The following is a 17343-nucleotide window of genomic DNA, read 5'->3' as shown; positions in this document are numbered from 1 at the left end:
GGTTTAGCTTTTAGTTTTGGTTTAGCTTTTAGTTTTGGTTTAGCTTTTAGTTTTGGTTTAGCTTTTAGTTTTGGTTTTCTTGGACTCTGGAGAGACTAAGGACTACCTGCTGCTATGACTATCATATACCAGTGTTCATTCTGGTGCAATATTTACACCAAATTGGTGCACTAGTTATGATTATCTCCTAGCGAAGTACCTAAAACCCGCTAACTAATGGTCAAAAGTTAGCGGGTGAGGAAAATGAATTTATCCAATACTGGTAATGGGCTCAAAACTCATTGTTTCATCAATTATTGCTAGACTTAAATCCTCATCAGAGGGTAATCGGATGATTTATCAAGAAATCGAAGGCACCTGGGAAGAGGTTTTGACACATGCTGATGAATTGGCAGGTCATCGAGTCCGGCTAACCATTCTCGATAAAAATATTTCTGAAGCCATCGACAACGAAAAGTTAAAGGCTTTTGAAACTTTGATGTCTCCTTTACCGAACGTTCCCGTTCTCTCTGATGAAGCCATGAGCCGAGAGAGCATCTATGCAGAGCGGGGCTGATGATCCTCATTGATACCAACGTCATCTTACGGGTGGAACAAGAGAATAACGTTCAGTACGATGAAGCACGCAATGCAATAGCCGTCATCTTTAGAAATCCAAAGCTGAGAGGAGTGATCGTTCCTCAAGTGATGAATGAATATTGGAGCGTTTGCACACGACCAGCAACTAGCCGAGGTGGTTTTGGATGGACTACCGAAGTCACAGCACAGAGACTCTCAGCATGGGAAAAGGCTTACGATGTCCTTCGTGATCAGCCAGAAACGTATGAACATTGGAAATCACTTGTTACTAAATATGATGTCAAAGGCAAGAATGCCCATGATGCAAGACTAGTCGCGGCTATGTTAGTGCATAGTTTAACCCACATCTTGACCTTTAATATTGAGGACTTCAAAAGGTTTCAGGAAATCATCCCCATTCATCCATCCCAGGTTGATGATAAATTCAGGCTGACCTGATATCGCGGTCACATCTTGATCTGCCCACTCCTTGGGTACGTTCAAATATCAAACGCTATCCCCTCCGACATGTGACTGCACTGTGTATTCTGTCGTTTTTGCCTCTCGCTGCAAGTGTCTCTGGTCTCGATGATAAATCTAAATTTTTGTCTGACTGAAGAGGTTTTTTTGTGCTGCTCATGAACCATAACGTTATGGTTCATGGAATTCCCTGTGGCTGTTGAAGAAAAAATTACAGATTTGGATTTTCGGAACTTGCAGCCTTTACGTCATGAAAATCAACGTAAACTGTAGCTTGTCATCCTCTTCTAAGGTGGACAGTGAATAAGACGATCGCGCTATTCAATCAATCTGGTGGTGTTGGTAAAACCAGTCTGACAATGAACTTGGGTTATCACCTAGCTAAAAATGGAAACCGGGTTTTGCTAATTGATATGGATCCCCAGGCAAGCTTGACCACTTTCATGGGGATCGAAGCCCATGACTTAGACAGAACTGTTTACCACGCTATCGCTCAGGATGAGGCTATACCTATTCATTCCGATATTCATGCAATGGATTTGGTTCCAGCCAATATTCACTTGAGTGCTGCTGAGATGGAACTGGTGCTGGCCGAGTTTCGAGAAATTCGGCTTAAGGACGCGATCGCTCCAATCCAGAACCATTACGACTACATCTTGATAGACTGCCCTCCGAGTCTTGGGATTCTGAGCTACATCAGCCTGGTGGCTGCGACCCATGTTTTAGTCCCTATCCAAACCCACTACAAATCTCTGGTGGGCTGTGACCTTTTATTGGAAACCGTTGCTCGTGTCCGTCAGCGTGCTAACCGGACTCTGAAAATTGCTGGATTTATTCCTTCGATGCACGAAGCTCAAACCGTACAGGGCAAAACCAGTTTGGCCACGATTGAAACTGAATTGTCGGATATCGGTTTTGTGTATCCACCTATCCCGCGATCGATTACCTTTGTGGATGCTGCGCAGATGCATGTTCCATTAGCGATTCATGCACCTAAACATCCTGCGGTACAAATTCTGAATGAGATTGTTGAGCAGTTGGAAGATCAATAATGGCTACCAAGAAAACTCTGCCCCCGGTCAAAATGCGTAACAAGGCGAAGTTGCTTGACGATCTCCCGATTCAATCCGTGCCCATTGATTCTATTCAGTTACCTGCTAGTCAGCCTCGTCATTATTTTGACCCAGACAAGATGACGAACCTTGTTGAATCTGTACGCTCGTTTGGCGTTCTTGAACCATTGTTGGTGCGACCTCTTTCCGGTGGTCAGTTTGAGTTGATTGCTGGAGAGCGACGCCTGAGAGCAGCAGGCGAAGTTGGTCTAGAGCTTGTTCCAGTTGTATCGAAAGACTTTACAGATACAGAAGCTTTACAAGTTTCCTTACTAGAAAATTTGCAGCGTGAAGATCTCAACCCCGTTGAGGAGACAGAAGGGGTTCTGGATTTGTTAGCTATCACTCTAGATGCAGATCGTGAATCAGTCATTTCTTTATTGCATCGTTCGAAGAATGCCAGAGTTCGAGGCCGAGAGTTGAACCATAACGTTATGGTTCAACTTGAAGCAGTTGAGAAGACTCTGACGCAGCTTGGTAAGTTTTCCGTTGATAGTTTTCGCTCAAATCGCTTGCCCCTATTAGCTTTGCCGAAGGATATTTTAGAATCCTTGCGTCAAGGAAAACTTGAATACACCAAAGCGATCGCAATATCCCGCATCAAAGACGAGGCGCAACGAGCTGAGTTGTTGCAGGAGGCGATAGTAGAAAATCTTTCCCTGGTGCAAATCCGTAGCAAAGCTCGATCTTTAAACTCCCAACAAACTTTGACACGTCAATCGAAAGTTCTGGACCGCTACGCTCAAATAGGAAAGCGCCTTCGAAATGGGACTCTTTTGAATGATGCAGCCAAGCGAAAACAGGTGAGTGACTTATTAGGGGAGCTAGAGCAACTTCTTGAGGGGAAGTAAAGCTATCACAGATTCAAGGAGTGTCTGGGATCCCTGCTTTAGGTGTTGGGTGAAAATTTATTTCTTGAGTTCAAGGTCTGTGAAAGAACTTTTGTGAACTTTTGTGAACTTGTGGCGAAAAAACGTGCGTTTACAAAGCTCTTCTTGAAAACAGCACAAGAACGCTTTGTAAATGTCGCTTATGAACTGCTTGACAGGCTTTAGACTCCCTGTTTTGATTGATCGAAAGAATACGAGGTATCTATCGAATCAAAACCCCCTAAAAATTGAAAAAACCCTCAACTGTTACAAGCAGTTGAAGGCCTTTTCGTTAAGATTAGTGGCCGCGGAGACGCTAACCGTTCAGATTGCACCCTGGATGTTAAGTCGCCCCGCTTTGCGCTGCCAAAATATTAGCTTTCTATGCTTGTGCATTGCAAGTATAGAAAGCAACCAATTGGGAGCCGCACTAATCTCCATCGAGCTATAGAAGTGGAGAGGAAGTGTTCAAATGCAAACCAAACAAGCCTTTGACGGATCAAGACAGACCCGCAAACCCCCCGAAAAGAAATCATCAAAACGTAACGCGCGAAAGCCCGTTCAACGAATCCCTACCTCACCAAAAGGATCCCCACAACCGAGAGACCCCATCGGTCAAAAACTGAGTGAGCTGTTTGCCAACGGCTGGGATTGGATCTTCACCCCGGCCCCCGAGGGAGAGGCAGCCCTGGACTGGCGAACCATGACAGACTTTCCGCTGACGCCCGTGCAGATGTGGGAGCTGCACCAGGACCCAGAGTGCGTGATTGGGATCCGCCCCAAAGACCAAACGCGTTGGCTGATTATCGACATCGATCGTGGATCCCCTCATCACCCCGACCAAGCCCCAGAGCGCCTAGACCAGATCCGCGCCGCCCTGGAAGACATCGGGATTTGTCGAACCCAGCTGAACCAAAGTAGCCATAGCGGTGGCCTGCATCTCTATTGCCCGCTGCCCGAACCCGTCAGCAGCTTCTGGCTCTCCGTCGCCGCCAAATATGCCCTAGAAAGCATCGACATTCGTCTCAAGAGTGGAGAATGCGAAATCTTTCCCAACCCGAAACGATACGCCCGTAAAGGCCAAGGATTCAGTCACTATGCCGCCATCCGGTTACCCATGCAGCCCGAAAGCGGCTTCATCCCCCTCGACGAAGACCTGACCCCCCTCCCCTGGAGCCTAGAGCAGTGGCTAAGCCAATTTGAAACCCAGAGTCAGCAGCAAGACCTTCCCCGCCTACACCGAGCGATCGCCGACGCGAAAACGAACTGGAAAGTGCGGAAAAATCGGGACCCCAAATCAGTTGCCAATTGGGAAGCGTCGATCGCCCGCGAAAAAGCCGAAGGGTGGACCGGCCCTGGCCAAACGAACGAAAAGCTAAAAACCTTTGGCTGCGAAGCGCGAGTGTTTCTGGGCCTGGAAGACCTTGACGCCATCGCCGAGCATATTTACCAAAGCGCGATCGCCAGTCCCGGCTTCTACGAATACTCACGGCACAGCCACGAAATCCGTCGTCGGAGCTACGAAGTAGCCCAATGGGCGATGAAATACTACTGGCCCTACGGAAGCGCCCCCCAGCGGAGCGTGAGCTATCGAGGATCAACCAGCGAGAAAGTCATCGACTTCACCTATCACCAGAAACTCAAGCAAGGGAGTCAAGAGCGAATTCAAGAAGCGATCGCCCAGCTGCGGGAGAGCCAGCGTCTAGCGCCGGGGATCAGTGAGCGAGCCAGCCAACTGATCCAAGAGGCGAAAGTGAGCCGAAAGACCCTGTATAAACCCCACAACCTAGAGCTATGGCACCCCAAATTCGACCCCAGCTCCAGCCCCGAATCTCCATCGCCCCCGTCCCCCCTCAAAACAGCTGAACCTCAGACAGAGCAAGCTTGTTTACCTGATCCACCCAAAGCGCAAGAAACACTTCCTGAGCGATCGCCTGAACCCCTTATAGAACAAGGAAGTTTACAACCTGCCTATTATGAAGGTTTTGAAGAGCGCTCAACCCGAGATGGAGCCACCGCCGCCCTGCCCCCTCAAGGGCAAGGGGCGGCGAAAGTGGCGTATCCCTTCTCAGAATCCTCTGTCTCGACTTCAGTGATTCGCAATTGGGACGAATTGAAAGCGAGCTTGTCCCCGAAATTGCAGGCCAAAATTACTCAGAAGCAGCGTCAGTTGTCTTCACAGCTATTGTCAGATCGGATTAGTCCGCCACCTGATTCTGTTTCGGTTTCTCCACCTGATTCTTTGAGGGTGCAAGAGTTTGTCGCCTTATCCCCTCGTGAGCCGACAGACTCAGAACGTCAAGAATTTGAGGAGTGGTACCCGCTGGCGCAGGAGTTCGGTCTAGTGAGTGATTACGAATGGCAGTTCCGAGAATATTTTGTTTTGTCGCAGGGGGACTGGCTGCCCTATAACGAATTGTCGTCCGATTTCAGCGTGAGTTGCTTGCGGCGATACTTAGCATTCTGGGAACGTCCTCGCAGATAGCGCAGGGGCATGTATATCGGCCTGGATTTGAGTCATCGGCTTCTGTTGGCGATGACTCAAGTTTCACACTCTGCTCGATATTTTTGCGCGAGGGCCGGTTGCTTCTCAACAGGTTTGTATACGGGGTACGAGTAGCATCGGAACCAAATGCTGCGTTAAGCACTCCTAATTGCTGTACCAATTAAACCTGCCTTGCTGAAAGGAACTGAAACCCTTGATATACCGTTCTATTTTTCTGTACCAATTAGACTAAGCTTTAACTGGTACAGAATTTTCCCTTGAAGCATGAAGAAAAATTAAGCTCTATAATCCTTTCTCTGTAATAGTTTCAGTCTTAGCGCAGGTTTTGGTTCCAAAACTACTCACACCCCTATACTACTCACTAGTCGATGAATCAAGACTTAGGATTCAAACGTGGTTCCCCTTAAAGATTACAACCCCATCAAAACGACCCCCTATGTTACCTATGGTTTGATCGCTCTGAACCTGTTGATTTTTGCATACGAGTTGACGCTCCAACAGGGAGGTCTCGCCCAATTTTTTGAGCAGTGGGCCGTGGTTCCCTCAGAGCTGACTCAGAGCTTTCAAACCGGGTTTCATGCCCCAGCCTGGTCAGAGTGGGATACCCTGATTACCGCGCAGTTTTTACACGCGGGTTTTCTGCATGTTGCAGGAAATATGCTCTATCTATGGATATTTGGCAATAATTTAGAGGATGAGTTAGGTCACGTCAAATTTTTGTTCTTCTATGTGGTTTGTGGTGTATTGGCCACGCTTTCCCAGTGGTGGGTTGACCCTATTTCAGCGATTCCATCCTTGGGGGCCAGTGGTGCGATCGCTGGTGTCATGGGGGCCTATATTTTCAAGTTTCCCAGAGTTCGCATTTTGACCTTGATTCCCCTGGGGTTCTTTTTTCCAACTTTTCGAATTCCGGCAGTGCTGTTTTTAGGGTTTTGGTTTGTTGAGCAAGCCCTCTATGGGTTCATGTCCTTAGAAGCTCAGGCCAACGTTGGAATGCAGGGAGGCATCGCCTACTGGGCTCATGCCGGGGGATTCTTGTTTGGTGCGATTTTAGGTTGGATGTTGGGGCTATTTTCTCAGCCCGATTTGGACTCAGAAAGCGTTGGATCTCAGGGCTAAGAGCCAGGGCTGTTTCAAGATTTGGGAATGAAAATTGAAGTGCTGATTCTGACGTGATGATTATTTTGGTCATCCTTTCAGCCCTGACGGAACATTAAGGCTTTTGATTTTTCTTCTGTCAAAATCAAACGGCCCTAGTGGGCCGGGTGTGATACAGATGGCAAGACTTTTCCTTTCGACACTTGAAATCACCGCAAGAAAAAAGCCCCTTTTGGGAGGGTAAAGGGGCGCATTGCACATTGCGAAACATTGATTCATCTCTATTATTGTGAATTTTATTATTGATTGCAATAAATATGTGATTGGCTTGTCATTGATTTGAGTCTATGATGATAGTTCTGTCAGGGATGTGCTGAGTGAGGTGGTTCATCCAAGCGGTGAATTCCCCCTTATTGGTTCATGGGTAACTGAATCCCTGAACAAGAGAACCAACCATTTCCATCTGTATCGAGTGCAAACTTCTCATAGCAGCGCTCGATCGCCTGCCGATTAAACTCTACAATCCGGCGATCGCCCCACCCCAAACTCCAAACAACCCCACCCGCCAGTAGCGCCGAAAAAAGCGAGATCGCCCCCACCGTCAGGCCAAGCATTTGGTGCTGGGCGATCGCCTCCAGGGAACAGAGAACCCCTCGCCAGCCTGAATCCTTGAGAGACGCTTGAATCACCGAATTCTTGCGCAGCTCCACCGTCAATTGCTCCACCGTGGTCTGATTCGATTGAATCGCCTGGACCGGTTTTGAAAGGGATCGCTCCACCGCCTGCTTGATGCGCTCGGGTAAAACCTGCCACTGTTCTTGAGTCGTTCCGAGTTCATCTCCGAGCCTTTCCATCACGACCCGATTGATCATCGTCTCGACGATCCAAGGGAAGATCTTGTCCGTGGGGGGAATCGCGCTGTCTTGGAGGAGGAGAAACACCCTTTGCTTGACGGGAAGATCCAGATTGGGATGCGAGACGTTCAGCGAACGCCAGATCGGCGAGTCCTTCGGCGCGATCCAATTGTCCATAGAAATCCTCTAAATAGGCTTGAATTTCCGCACGGTCTAGAACGCCAAACAGCTCCGACTCCATCGCTTCCCCCCAATTCAAAAGACAGCCTTCCGGGTTATGCCCCTCCATGCGCTTGCGAAGCTCCAAATCAAACAAGCCCACATGAATGACTGGAGCCTGATAGCGCTCCAACATGGATTGAAACCCCTCCGACTCAAAGAACTTAGGACCCGATAAATTGCAGCCATGATTAGCCACAAAAATAATTGGCATGTGAGGTGAAAACCGCTGAGCCGCAGACTCAAACTTATTGAGTGAATCGGTTTCCAAACTACTAACGAAAAAGTAACGTAGCGTAATCCCTAGCTTTTGAGCGACCTGGGGCACCTTCTTCGTTTTCATCCAAGTCAAGATTTGGTCATTGGTCCCCGCCTGACAGTTGGTAACCACTGGGCGATCGATCGCCGCTTCCAGAATGGGATTGGCAGAACTCGCCCGCTCCGGCACCTCACTAAAAAAAACCGAGCGACTGAAGAAGGCATCAGGATACAAGCGCTGAGACATCTGGTTGTTTTTATCGGCATCCATCAACCAGAATTTGATGTTGCGGTCCACATGGCGCTGGGCATCGAGCATGGCGCACCAGGACTTACCGACACCGCCCTTCTCTCCAGACCAGATATTGTTGTAGCAACCGACGACCTTGGATTTCTTCATGACTCCCCCCCTAGAAATCAACCGCCGCTGACTTCTTCGTTCGGGGCTTTTGTGGCTCCGTCTCTGGATCTGAAAGTGGCCACTCTGAATCCTCAACCTCAGCGCTCAGCTCATCGAGATCTGCTTCTGGCTCATGCTCCGACTCCACCGGTTCAGGAATCAAGGACTGCGTTGAAGATGATTTTCCCTTCAGAGATGGATCTAGCTCAAACGCATATTTACGCAACCGCCCCACCGATAGCCCAGAGTGATATTTCTGCAAAGACTCCGCGATACGTTTCCAGGAATGCCCGCGATCGCGACAACCCTTAATCAGCGGCATCAAATCCCGAACCACGTCTGCCACCTCTCTAGCCCCCGGTTCAGTATTGGAGAGAGATTCTAACTCCGCCTGCATTTCCGCAAAGACCGCAGGATTAACCAGCTCAGACTTACCCATACGTGCCCCCACTTCAGATTAAACACAGACATCCTAGCAAGAGTAATCCGGACGTACTCGCCAGCGAGATAAAACGCAACACTGAGTATTAGGCAAAGCCCTGATAGAATAACTACACATAACTTACTCAATAAAAATTGAGTCAAAAAGTAGTCTGTTATACTGTCTAAGATTCTGAGATTTAATGGTTGCGAGCCTAAGCAAAGCGATGAGCGCCCCCAGCCTAGAGCGGTATCACTCTCGGGATAATTACTACAGCCAAGGAGACGGCCTAGAGAATGCCGAATGGTTCGGAGAATTTGCGGAAGCCCAAGGCTTAACAGGTCAGATTGAAAGTGAAGACTGGGCGATCGCCTGTCACGGAATGGCCCCCGATGGCACGCCCCTCAGACGCCAGCAGCGGGGCAGTCGAGCTGGATGGGATATGACGCTATCGGCGAGTAAATCGGTTTCCTTAAAAGCATTAATTGATCGCGATGAGCGAGTGTTGGATGCCCATCGTCAAGCGGTGAAAGCGACCGTGACCTACATTGAGGCGAATTGCATCCACGCTCAAATAAAGCGAAACGGAGAAGTAATCTCGGAGCAAACGCAGCAAGGTCATTTCGCTTTATTTGAGCATGACGATAATCGGAACCAAGAACCGCAGCTGCACACCCATGTCGTGATTTTGAATCAGACTCGCTGTGCAGACAGCAAATCTAGAACGCTGGATAGTCGTGAGCTGTTCAATCAAAAAAAGATCATTGGAGCCTATTATGATCACGCCCTGGCCTATCACCTAAGACAGCAGGGCTATGCGCTGGACTGGACCTCGGATCACACCTTTGAAATCCAGGGTTACGACAAAGATCAGCTAGAACGGTTCAGCAGTCGCCGCCAAGAAATTCGTGACTACCTGGAGCGTCAGAATATCAACCTAGAGCAGGCAACAGAAGCCCAAAAGACGATCGCTTGTTTAGAAAGTCGGGCGGCAAAGGTGTACAAACTCAGCCCCGTGGATCACGAGATTCAGCATCAGGCTTGGCAGAATCTGGCTCAACAGCTGGGGATTCAGCATCCACAACCGCGTCAAATTTTAGAGGAGAGTTATCAGCAATTGAGTCATCCAGGGAGTTTAAATGAGGTGATTGATGCTGCGTTGGAGAGTGCAACCACTTATCAGGTTGCTGTGTCCAGACAGCACCTGTTGAGGGAAGCCCTGCGGCACAGTCAGGGCTGGTATGACCCGGAGGCGATCGCTCAAGCCATCGACGAGGACGAGCGCTTGACTGAAACGGAAGACCAGCGATTGACGACGGAAAAACATCTCAAGCGTGAGCAGGCAATGATTCAATCCGCGAACGCAGGACAAGGGACTCAAGCATCCTTATCGAACCGGGAAACTGTGGAGGCGATCGCCCAAGCAAAAGGTCTCAATGAAGGTCAGACGCGAGGCTTAAAACACCTGGGATTGAATCAGGATCAGGTGATGTTGGTGCAGGGGGATGCGGGTGTGGGCAAGACCTACACCTTGAATGCATTTCGAGAATTGTTTCCGCCAGATGTGCAGCAACACTTACGCGGACTTGCGCCGAGTGCGGCAGCGGCTCAGGTATTGCAGGACGAGGCTAAGCTGTCATCTCAAACGGTGGATGCTTATCTGTACACGCCCAATCATCGACTGGACCGGAATCAGGTGTTGATTGTGGATGAGGCGGGGATGCTGTCGCATCAGCAGATGAGTCAGTTGCTGGAAAAAACTCAGGCGCTGAACCATCGGTTGATTTTGATTGGAGATACGAAGCAGCTCAGTAGCATTGAGGCAGGTGCCCCCTTTCGCCTATTGCAGGACCGCTCAACGTTGCCGACGGTGAACCTGAATGAAAACTTGCGGCAGGTGACTCCGCAGTTGAAAGAGGCGGTGGACCTGGCGGCGAGTCAACGGATGATTTCGGCGCTAGAAGTGCTGGATCGGCAGGAAGCAATCGCCGAAATTAAAGACGAAGATGAACGACTCAGGGCGATCGCTCAGCGATATTTGGCGCGACCTCATGAGCGCCAGGTGCAGACGTTGGTGTTGTGCGACACGAACCGCGATCGCCAGATCATTACGGAGCAAATCAGAACGGCCTATGTTGAGCAAGGGAAGTTAGGCCAGGAGGCGATCCAGATTCAGACGCTGCAGCCAAAGCGGTTGGATGAGCAGGCGATCGCCCAGGCGTATAACTATGAAGTGGGGGATGTGATCCGGTTTCGCAAGGCGAGCCAGAAATTTCCCTCACTTTACTATCGAGTGACGCAGGTGGATGGGGATCGCCTGATAGTGAGGGATTCAGCGGGGGAGACAGTGGCGTTGCCGTTGGAGAAATATCGCGATCGGGAGGTGTTTCGCTGTCAGGAGTTTGAGATTCGGGTGGGCGATCGCCTCCGATTTACCCGCAACCAGCGGGACTGGGATCAGATCAATGGTCAGCTGTTCACGATCGAGGGGTTCAATTCAGACGGCACGATTCAGATTAACAGCCGAGGGAAATCCTATGGGGTGAGTTTGGAGCAGCTGGCCCATGTGGATTACGCCTATTGCCAGACGGTGTATGGAGCCCAGGGCTGGACGGCGAAGGAAGCGATCTGGGCACCAGGTCAGCGACCAGGGAAGGAGTTAACCTATGTGGCGCTCTCCCGCGCTAAGGAACGCCTGGAGGTTGTGACCTTGGATCGGCAGGGGTTGGGGTTGTCGGTGCAGCGCACCCAGGCCCAGGAGAATGTGTTGGACCTGGTGCCGCTGGCGCAACCGCCAGCGCCGGAGCGGCAGGAAGCGGTTCCCCAGGTGAGTGATGCGAAGTTGTGGCAGACCTATGAGGCGGTGCAAGCTTGGCAGAAGCAGCCCCAGCCGGAAGCACCCAATCCAACCGAAGGACCTCGGTTAGAGCAGCAGGTGGCGCGACTCCAAGAACAGGAGCAGAGGATCCAGCTATTGGTGAGTCGTCAGGCGTCTGAGTTAGCGGGGTTGGGGAAACCGCGCTCGCTGTTTAACTGGAAGGGGCCGAGTCCGGCAGAAGTGGAGGCGCGTCGTCAGTTGCTTGGGGAGAATCAGCAAAAGCTGACGGGTGTGAAGCGGCGGGTGGCGCAGCTCCAGCAGTCTCTGAAAACCTGGAAGACGCAGCGAGTGGTCTATGAGGCTTGGGAGCGATCGCCCCAGACGCAGCAGATGCGGGAGGCGATCCAGCGGGTTCAGCAGCCGGAGAGTCAGGCACGGTTGGCCCAAATTCGGGAGGGCTATGCATGGTTTGCGTTAGGCCGCCAGCTGGCGGAGCAGGCGGGGAAGCGGGATGGGAAGATTCGCCGGATCCAGGGCCAGACTTATTTCCTGGAGTCAGATGGTCAGTACGTGTTGATCATGCGGGAGGGCAAGCCGATTTTCCATGCTTCCGATGAACGGCAGAAGGGGGGCATTGTGCAGACCTTCACGATGGAGATGACCAAGGGCGATCGCCAGACCATTCGTGACTTGGCTCAAAGGGTGCAGGAGCGAATTAGGCAGCAGGAGCGGCAGCAACGGCGATCCCATCGAAGGGGGATGTCCTTGTGATGCTATTTTTCTGAATCTCAGAAGGGTTGTCTTCAATGGAAAGAGATTTTTGATTTACTGATAAGAGATCTCAAAACTCTTCTTTAAGAGATAAAAGTCAGCAAACTCTTGGAAATCTAAGAAAATCCTGATAAACAGGGATTCTTCGGTTTCTAAATGTTAAGGTTTACAGAAAGTGTAGGTTTAAGCTGTTATTCCAGTAGAAAATCTGGGTTGTTACCGACTAGTTTGAAGGGAGTTCCTATGCCGGAGGGCGATCGAACGCAATGGCAGGAGATTGACTTGCCTGGTAATGAAACCGCAAAGGTTTACCTTGAGGTCTTGAATCGGGGAGGTCGTCAAGAAGCTGGATTGTTAGAATCCATCCCTTTTGAGCAAGTGACTGAAATTCTGGGAGATATTGCGCAAGGTCTTGGCAGGACTTTAGAAAGGGTAAAGCCTAAAAAGGCATCTGTTGAGCTAGGCATCGAGTTTGGCCTGGAAAATGGTCAGTTTGTGGCTTTAATTGCTAGAGGTACCGGGAAAGCGAACCTAAAAATTGCGTTGGAGTGGGAGCGGCCTGACGCTAAAGAGCCACAGACAGGCTAAGTTGATGGGCGATCCCCTGGTTGACTATTTACGCTCGTGTTGTGTCCATGTACTGGGTCAACGGCCTGGTTGTGGCTTCTTTATTGCGCCACAGCTAATTGTGACCTGCTCGCATGTCATCGGTCGTGATGTTCTAGTGGGCGAGCCAATCGCCTTAGAGCAGTGGGATCAAGGGAAGACTAAGTCGCTTGAGGGAGCGACTGTCCTAGAGAATTTTGCTCAAGATGATTTGGCCTTAGTCCAGACTGTGGACGCGAATCCTTACTTTGCGCCTATAAGTGGAGAAGTCAGGATGAACCATGAGTTAACGGCCCTAGGATTTCCTGATGGTGGGGATCGCCAACTTTTAGATCAATTTACTGCAGTGTATGAAGGTCAAACCTTATTTATTGATGCCCAAGGTCGATCGGGTGCAGAGTCCAAGTTTAAAGCAGGTCAAGTCCAGCCTGGATATAGTGGTGGCCCATTGCTGAACCTGAAAACGTCGCGTGTGATGGGTATTGTTGTGGCGACGCGAGATCAATGGGGTGATTTAGGCGGATGGGCGATTGAGATATCTGTACTGGAGCGGCGATTGCGAGAGTGCCAGCGAGAGCTTCCTCGTCCTGATCCGGGTTGGATTGACGCGGAAGCCAAACAGCGGGAAAGAGTTTCCCCAAGTGTGATTCAATTGACTCCTGAGCAATTGCGTCAACTGTTACAAAATCCCGAGCGTGATCGGGTTGAAGAACTGAGTCGAAGTTTAGGTAAGAATCAAAATGCCATTCGCTTAGCGTTACGAACGTTAGGAGAAAAAGAGCATCAGATTTCCGATGAGCAGCTTCCCCTCAAATTGCTAGAGAGTATTCAGTCTTTTGACAATCAGCTGAAAAGTTTAGCGACGCTTCGGTCTACAGACTCTGAAGTGTCCCGGAAACTCGACCAGGTGAGGATGGCGTTAGAGTTAGATGAACTTGAAGAGGCCGATACGTCTTTAGAAGACGTGGCTGAGTTATCCCTCGCTCGTGCTCGAGCAGCTGAAGAATTAGAATTACGGGCACGAGAGGTTCGAGAGCAAGGTTTGAGAGATGCAGCGTCAGCCTATGCTCAACGAGGTCAGCTTGCCCTGTCTCGTCTGTTTTATTTAGAAGCAGCGGATCATTTTTCAAAAGCTGCAGAAACGCTGCCATCATATGATTCTGCTCAAATCTTCGAGTATCGCCTGGCGCAAGCAGGTGCGCTCTATCGTCATGGAGATGAACAGGGTGAGAATTCTAAATTAGTTGGTGCAATTCGTGTTTACGCGAATCTTCTAAGTCATTACCCTCGTGTTGAGAATCCTGGTGACTGGGCTGCCACGCAAAATAATCTGGGCACTGCGCTCAGTACGCTGGGTGAGCGAGAGAGCGGAACAAATCGATTGGAAGAGGCGGTGACGGCTTACCGAGAGGCGTTGAAGGAAAGAACGCGCGAGCGAGTGCCGCTGTCCTGGGCTGCCACGCAAAATAATCTGGGCAATGCGCTCAGTACGCTGGGTGAACGAGAGAGCGGAACAAATCGATTGGAAGAGGCGGTGACGGCTTACCGAGAGGCGTTGAAGGAATATACGCGCGAGCGAGTGCCGCTGGACTGGGCTGCCACGCAAAATAATCTGGGCACTGCGCTCTGGACGCTGGGTGAAAGATACAAAGTCAGAAAGTATATAGTATTGGCCAAAGAAGCGATCCGAACTTCCTTTAATCTTTATCGTGAGGCTGGATACGAACAGTACGATGAATATTTTGAGCAACGATTACGAGATCTCGATGAACTGATAGATTCTATTGGCTAACTTTTACCTAAAAGTTAGCCAGCGTCAGGGTTCAATGATATTATCGTTGCCACCTTATTCGTAAACTCTCGACAAAAGGAACTCTTTTGTCGAAACTTGAAACGCTGAGGATTAAGACTTGCTCATCTGTCGTAGGTCTTTGATGAGAACAAAAAGGTGCAGCGGATCAGTCGGCGATGAGATAAACCCGAAATGTTTATAGAATGCACAGGCGGTGTCATTTTTTGCATGAGCAGCCAATGCACGAATACCCCCAATATCAGCGGCTTGTATTGTTCGATGCATGGCATCTTTAAGCAGTCCTGACCCAACCCCTTTGCCTTGCCATGTTTGGCTGACGGCTAATCGAGCTATCAGCATTAATGGCACTGGATGACGTGCCAGCCCTTTTTTCAATCTTTCAGGGGCATCATCATAGGATACTTCGCTGACGACGAGCGTATAAAAGCCGATAATACAACTGTCGGCCATACCGACATAGGTTTGAGACGCGCTGGCCTGCTGGTTAGGAAAGGCAAACCGCGACAGGAAACGATTGAGCGCTTCTTCTCCGCAGTCAAAATCATCTACAGCGTGGTGCCGTGCCAGTTTTTCAATCTTAAAAACCGTCATGCCGAAGCATTCTGATCAAAAATACTGGGTTCGTTGAGCAAGTGTTCCATGCGGGTATGATGACGCGGTGGTGCGTCAAGAGCCTCCATGAAAGCCGTCCATTGTTCGCTGTCCAGCCCGAAATGTTGTCGGTCAGCAAGAGTTTCGTCAGCTCGCGCTAAGGCACTTTCTAATACGAAGTCGCTCACGGAGCGGTGTGCTGCCGCTGCCGCACTGTAGAGTTTTTGTTTGGCAGTAGGCGTGAGTCGTAAGTCAAGTTTTTCAGAACGGGTTTCAGTTGTTGCCACGGTATTACCCCCATTGGTGTGCTACCAGAACACACCATAGCACATGCGCCAGACAATGTCATGACAGTTTTCTCCTGTATCCAACCTTCGACAAAATGTCTCAAATTGTTGAAGGTTGGAACGACTGAGCTAGGATCCTCAAGGGTTTCAAGGTTCTCTAGCAGGGGAAACTTTCGACAAAATGATAGAACGTCGCAAACATCTGACGGCGCGGGAAGTGGAGAAGCTGCTGGCGGCGATCAAGGGGAGTCGCAATGAAGCCCGCGATCGCTGTCTGGTGCTGTTGATGTATCGGCATGGGTTACGGGTGTCGGAAGCCTGTGGGTTACAGCTTGAGCAGGTGGATACGGAAAGTCGAATTTTGCATGTGCGGCGGCTGAAGGGTGGCCTCTCGACCACGCAGCCCTTGCGATCTGATGAGCTGCGGGTGATCAAGGGGTGGATGGCGGAACGATCTCGGATGAAGCCGATGGGCACCGCGTTTTTTGTGAGTGAACAGCGGAAGCCATTGCACCGCTCGACGGTGAACTATGCGCTCAAGCACTACGGGGAGTTGGCTGGGTTGCCTGTGGCGGTGCATCCTCACATGCTGCGTCATGCTTGCGGTTATGCGCTGGCTGACCAGGGGGCAGATACGCGGCTGATTCAGGATTATCTTGGTCATCGCAATATTCAGCATACGGTGCGCTATACGGCTAGCAATCCTGCTCGGTTTGAACGGTTGTGGCGGTAAAGCTAATAACATCCTGGACAACGGATGTAAATACACTGCGTAATTACATAAATACCATTATCGATAGTAAATGTGATAACAGAATACTTTAGACTGAAATTTCTCATAAAGGAGTTTCAGTCTAAAGTATTCCTTGTCTATCGTTGATTATTTTGGTCTCTACTGAAGTAGAAACCAAAAGCTACTCCAAGAAGGGTGACTTGAGTTGTAATAATTGGAGGTATTAGATCTCTAATTAGTTTTTTGTCAGCTTTTGGATTGAACGCAAATATCCCCGTTAGGAAAAAAATGCCAATTAATGAACAGCCAAAGAACCTCAATAGCCACATGACTAATGTAGTTCGTGTAACTTCCCGATGCCTTTCTGTCCAACAAGCAACATCTTGAATGGATTTTTTAGAGAGCGGCACATCTAAAACGTAGTCAGAAATGTCTAACTTTCCATCTATGGCAATCGAAAAATCAGTTTGAGCTTGAACTGACTCAGCTTCTTTCTCTCTATTTTCAGAAATCAAAGAAACTTTGACAGAGCTATCGTTATCCTGGGACATTAAGAACGAACTCCAATGTTTAATGGAGCCACGGCACTCTGCCCTATCTAAATAGAACTTCGCGAATTTCCTGATCGGATTTTTGAAGTAGAACTTTAGTACCCTGTCGTCTTTCCTCGAAGAGGTATGCTTCCGTTGAAATTGCTCTACGGAGTGCCTCATTCTGAGTAATACCTTGGGTTTGGGCAAGGAACTCCAGCAGACTAGCGGCATCATCAGACAAACTGATTGAAAGTCGCTTACGGCTAGTAGTTGCAGTGGCAGATTTGGTTTGGGCTTTAGCAGCAGAGCCTTTTCCTCCATCCTGCCGTGTCTTATCCATTTGGTTTAGCTTTTAGTTTTGGTTTAGCTTTTAGTTTTGGTTTAGCTTTTAGTTTTGGTTTAGCTTTTAGTTTTGG

At 49.5% G+C, this 17343-nt stretch carries 17 protein-coding genes; 10 read left to right on the top strand and 7 right to left on the bottom strand.

Annotated features, from left to right (window positions below):
* The first annotated feature begins 265 nt into the window (after positions 1–265).
* The 6 genes from QQ91_RS16700 to QQ91_RS16675 all read left to right on the top strand — a co-directional run bounded on the left by QQ91_RS16700 (position 266) and on the right by QQ91_RS16675 (position 6644).
* The gene (locus QQ91_RS16700; protein WP_201277490.1) at positions 266–556 is read left to right on the top strand and encodes a hypothetical protein; all 291 of its coding nucleotides are present in this window, start codon (positions 266–268) and stop codon (positions 554–556) included.
* Positions 556–1017 (top strand): type II toxin-antitoxin system VapC family toxin, encoded by a 462-nt coding sequence (locus QQ91_RS16695; protein WP_166283232.1) that lies wholly within the window; start codon positions 556–558, stop codon positions 1015–1017. Before QQ91_RS16700 ends, QQ91_RS16695 begins: the two co-directional genes overlap by 1 nt.
* A gap of 320 nt (positions 1018–1337) precedes the next feature.
* The gene (locus tag QQ91_RS16690; protein WP_166283230.1) at positions 1338–2090 is read left to right on the top strand and encodes a ParA family protein; all 753 of its coding nucleotides are present in this window, start codon (positions 1338–1340) and stop codon (positions 2088–2090) included.
* Positions 2090–3001, top strand: coding sequence for a ParB/RepB/Spo0J family partition protein (locus QQ91_RS16685; RefSeq protein ID WP_166283228.1), 912 nt, complete (start codon positions 2090–2092; stop codon positions 2999–3001). The genes QQ91_RS16690 and QQ91_RS16685 overlap by 1 nt, the downstream gene beginning before the upstream one ends.
* A 490-nt stretch (positions 3002–3491) precedes the next feature.
* Entirely contained in the window at positions 3492–5504 is a 2013-nt protein-coding gene (locus QQ91_RS16680) for a bifunctional DNA primase/polymerase (protein ID WP_166283226.1), read from the top strand.
* A 414-nt stretch (positions 5505–5918) separates the two neighbouring features.
* The gene (locus QQ91_RS16675) at positions 5919–6644 is read left to right on the top strand and encodes a rhomboid family intramembrane serine protease (protein ID WP_166283224.1); all 726 of its coding nucleotides are present in this window, start codon (positions 5919–5921) and stop codon (positions 6642–6644) included.
* A 389-nt stretch (positions 6645–7033) separates the two neighbouring features.
* On the opposite strand, the gene QQ91_RS16670 is transcribed toward QQ91_RS16675, so the two are convergent.
* Genes QQ91_RS16670 through QQ91_RS16660 form a run of 3 tightly spaced genes read right to left on the bottom strand, consistent with a single transcriptional unit; the run spans position 7034 to position 8793 of the window.
* A complete protein-coding gene (locus QQ91_RS16670; RefSeq protein WP_166283222.1) occupies positions 7034–7495 on the bottom strand; it encodes a hypothetical protein in 462 nt (153 codons plus the stop codon).
* The gene (locus QQ91_RS16665) at positions 7458–8354 is read right to left on the bottom strand and encodes a P-loop NTPase family protein (protein ID WP_166283220.1); all 897 of its coding nucleotides are present in this window, start codon (positions 8352–8354) and stop codon (positions 7458–7460) included. Before QQ91_RS16665 ends, QQ91_RS16670 begins: the two co-directional genes overlap by 38 nt.
* 10 nt (positions 8355–8364) lie before the next feature.
* Positions 8365–8793 carry a hypothetical protein gene (locus tag QQ91_RS16660; protein ID WP_166283218.1) on the bottom strand — a complete coding sequence of 143 codons (429 nt, stop codon included), beginning with the start codon at positions 8791–8793 and terminating at the stop codon, positions 8365–8367.
* Positions 8794–8977: 184 nt separating this feature from the next.
* Between QQ91_RS16660 and mobF the strand changes: the two genes are divergently transcribed.
* The 3 genes from mobF (at position 8978) to QQ91_RS16645 (ending at position 14762) form a co-directional block, all read left to right on the top strand.
* The gene (gene mobF / locus QQ91_RS16655; protein WP_166283216.1) at positions 8978–12364 is read left to right on the top strand and encodes a MobF family relaxase; all 3387 of its coding nucleotides are present in this window, start codon (positions 8978–8980) and stop codon (positions 12362–12364) included.
* Positions 12365–12607: 243 nt separating this feature from the next.
* Positions 12608–12952, top strand: coding sequence for a CU044_2847 family protein (locus QQ91_RS16650; protein ID WP_166283214.1), 345 nt, complete (start codon positions 12608–12610; stop codon positions 12950–12952).
* 4 nt (positions 12953–12956) lie between these two features.
* Positions 12957–14762, top strand: a complete 1806-nt coding sequence (locus QQ91_RS16645; RefSeq protein ID WP_166283212.1) for a trypsin-like peptidase domain-containing protein — start codon at positions 12957–12959, stop codon at positions 14760–14762.
* 111 nt (positions 14763–14873) lie between these two features.
* Here the strand turns inward: QQ91_RS16645 and QQ91_RS16640 are convergent, their stop codons facing one another.
* Positions 14874–15374: a GNAT family N-acetyltransferase gene (locus tag QQ91_RS16640; protein ID WP_166283210.1), complete on the bottom strand. Its 501-nt coding sequence runs from the start codon at positions 15372–15374 to the stop codon at positions 14874–14876.
* Positions 15371–15661, bottom strand: a complete 291-nt coding sequence (locus QQ91_RS16635) for a type II toxin-antitoxin system TacA family antitoxin (protein WP_166283208.1) — start codon at positions 15659–15661, stop codon at positions 15371–15373. Before QQ91_RS16635 ends, QQ91_RS16640 begins: the two co-directional genes overlap by 4 nt.
* Before the next feature lie 181 nt (positions 15662–15842).
* On the opposite strand from QQ91_RS16635, the gene QQ91_RS16630 reads away from it, so the two are divergent.
* On the top strand, positions 15843–16394 hold the full coding sequence (locus tag QQ91_RS16630) for a tyrosine-type recombinase/integrase (RefSeq protein ID WP_201277489.1): 552 nt from the start codon (positions 15843–15845) through the stop codon (positions 16392–16394).
* A 137-nt stretch (positions 16395–16531) separates the two neighbouring features.
* Here the strand turns inward: QQ91_RS16630 and QQ91_RS16625 are convergent, their stop codons facing one another.
* Both QQ91_RS16625 and QQ91_RS16620 read right to left on the bottom strand, forming a co-directional pair.
* Positions 16532–16945 carry a hypothetical protein gene (locus QQ91_RS16625; RefSeq protein WP_166283206.1) on the bottom strand — a complete coding sequence of 138 codons (414 nt, stop codon included), beginning with the start codon at positions 16943–16945 and terminating at the stop codon, positions 16532–16534.
* A gap of 43 nt (positions 16946–16988) precedes the next feature.
* Positions 16989–17267, bottom strand: coding sequence for a ribbon-helix-helix protein, CopG family (locus QQ91_RS16620; RefSeq protein ID WP_166283204.1), 279 nt, complete (start codon positions 17265–17267; stop codon positions 16989–16991).
* Positions 17268–17343 lie beyond the last annotated feature (76 nt).

The organism is Lyngbya confervoides BDU141951 (assembly GCF_000817775.3).
Classification (GTDB): Bacteria; Cyanobacteriota; Cyanobacteriia; order Thermosynechococcales; family Thermosynechococcaceae; genus Lyngbya; species Lyngbya confervoides.
This window is presented reverse-complemented; position numbering and strand designations above follow the sequence as displayed.

What these genes read in the sequence shown, in the direction of transcription:
- QQ91_RS16700 (WP_201277490.1), top strand. Translation starts at nt 266, where the DNA reads ATGGGCTCAAAACTCATTGTTTCATCAATTATTGCTAGACTTAAATCC.
- QQ91_RS16695 (WP_166283232.1), top strand. Translation starts at nt 556, where the DNA reads ATGATCCTCATTGATACCAACGTCATCTTACGGGTGGAACAAGAGAAT.
- QQ91_RS16685 (WP_166283228.1), top strand. Translation starts at nt 2,090, where the DNA reads ATGGCTACCAAGAAAACTCTGCCCCCGGTCAAAATGCGTAACAAGGCG.
- QQ91_RS16680 (WP_166283226.1), top strand. Translation starts at nt 3,492, where the DNA reads ATGCAAACCAAACAAGCCTTTGACGGATCAAGACAGACCCGCAAACCC.
- QQ91_RS16670 (WP_166283222.1), bottom strand. Translation starts at nt 7,495, where the DNA reads ATGATCAATCGGGTCGTGATGGAAAGGCTCGGAGATGAACTCGGAACG.
- QQ91_RS16665 (WP_166283220.1), bottom strand. Translation starts at nt 8,354, where the DNA reads ATGAAGAAATCCAAGGTCGTCGGTTGCTACAACAATATCTGGTCTGGA.
- QQ91_RS16660 (WP_166283218.1), bottom strand. Translation starts at nt 8,793, where the DNA reads ATGGGTAAGTCTGAGCTGGTTAATCCTGCGGTCTTTGCGGAAATGCAG.
- mobF (WP_166283216.1), top strand. Translation starts at nt 8,978, where the DNA reads ATGGTTGCGAGCCTAAGCAAAGCGATGAGCGCCCCCAGCCTAGAGCGG.
- QQ91_RS16650 (WP_166283214.1), top strand. Translation starts at nt 12,608, where the DNA reads ATGCCGGAGGGCGATCGAACGCAATGGCAGGAGATTGACTTGCCTGGT.
- QQ91_RS16645 (WP_166283212.1), top strand. Translation starts at nt 12,957, where the DNA reads ATGGGCGATCCCCTGGTTGACTATTTACGCTCGTGTTGTGTCCATGTA.
- QQ91_RS16640 (WP_166283210.1), bottom strand. Translation starts at nt 15,374, where the DNA reads ATGACGGTTTTTAAGATTGAAAAACTGGCACGGCACCACGCTGTAGAT.
- QQ91_RS16630 (WP_201277489.1), top strand. Translation starts at nt 15,843, where the DNA reads ATGATAGAACGTCGCAAACATCTGACGGCGCGGGAAGTGGAGAAGCTG.
- QQ91_RS16625 (WP_166283206.1), bottom strand. Translation starts at nt 16,945, where the DNA reads ATGTCCCAGGATAACGATAGCTCTGTCAAAGTTTCTTTGATTTCTGAA.
- QQ91_RS16620 (WP_166283204.1), bottom strand. Translation starts at nt 17,267, where the DNA reads ATGGATAAGACACGGCAGGATGGAGGAAAAGGCTCTGCTGCTAAAGCC.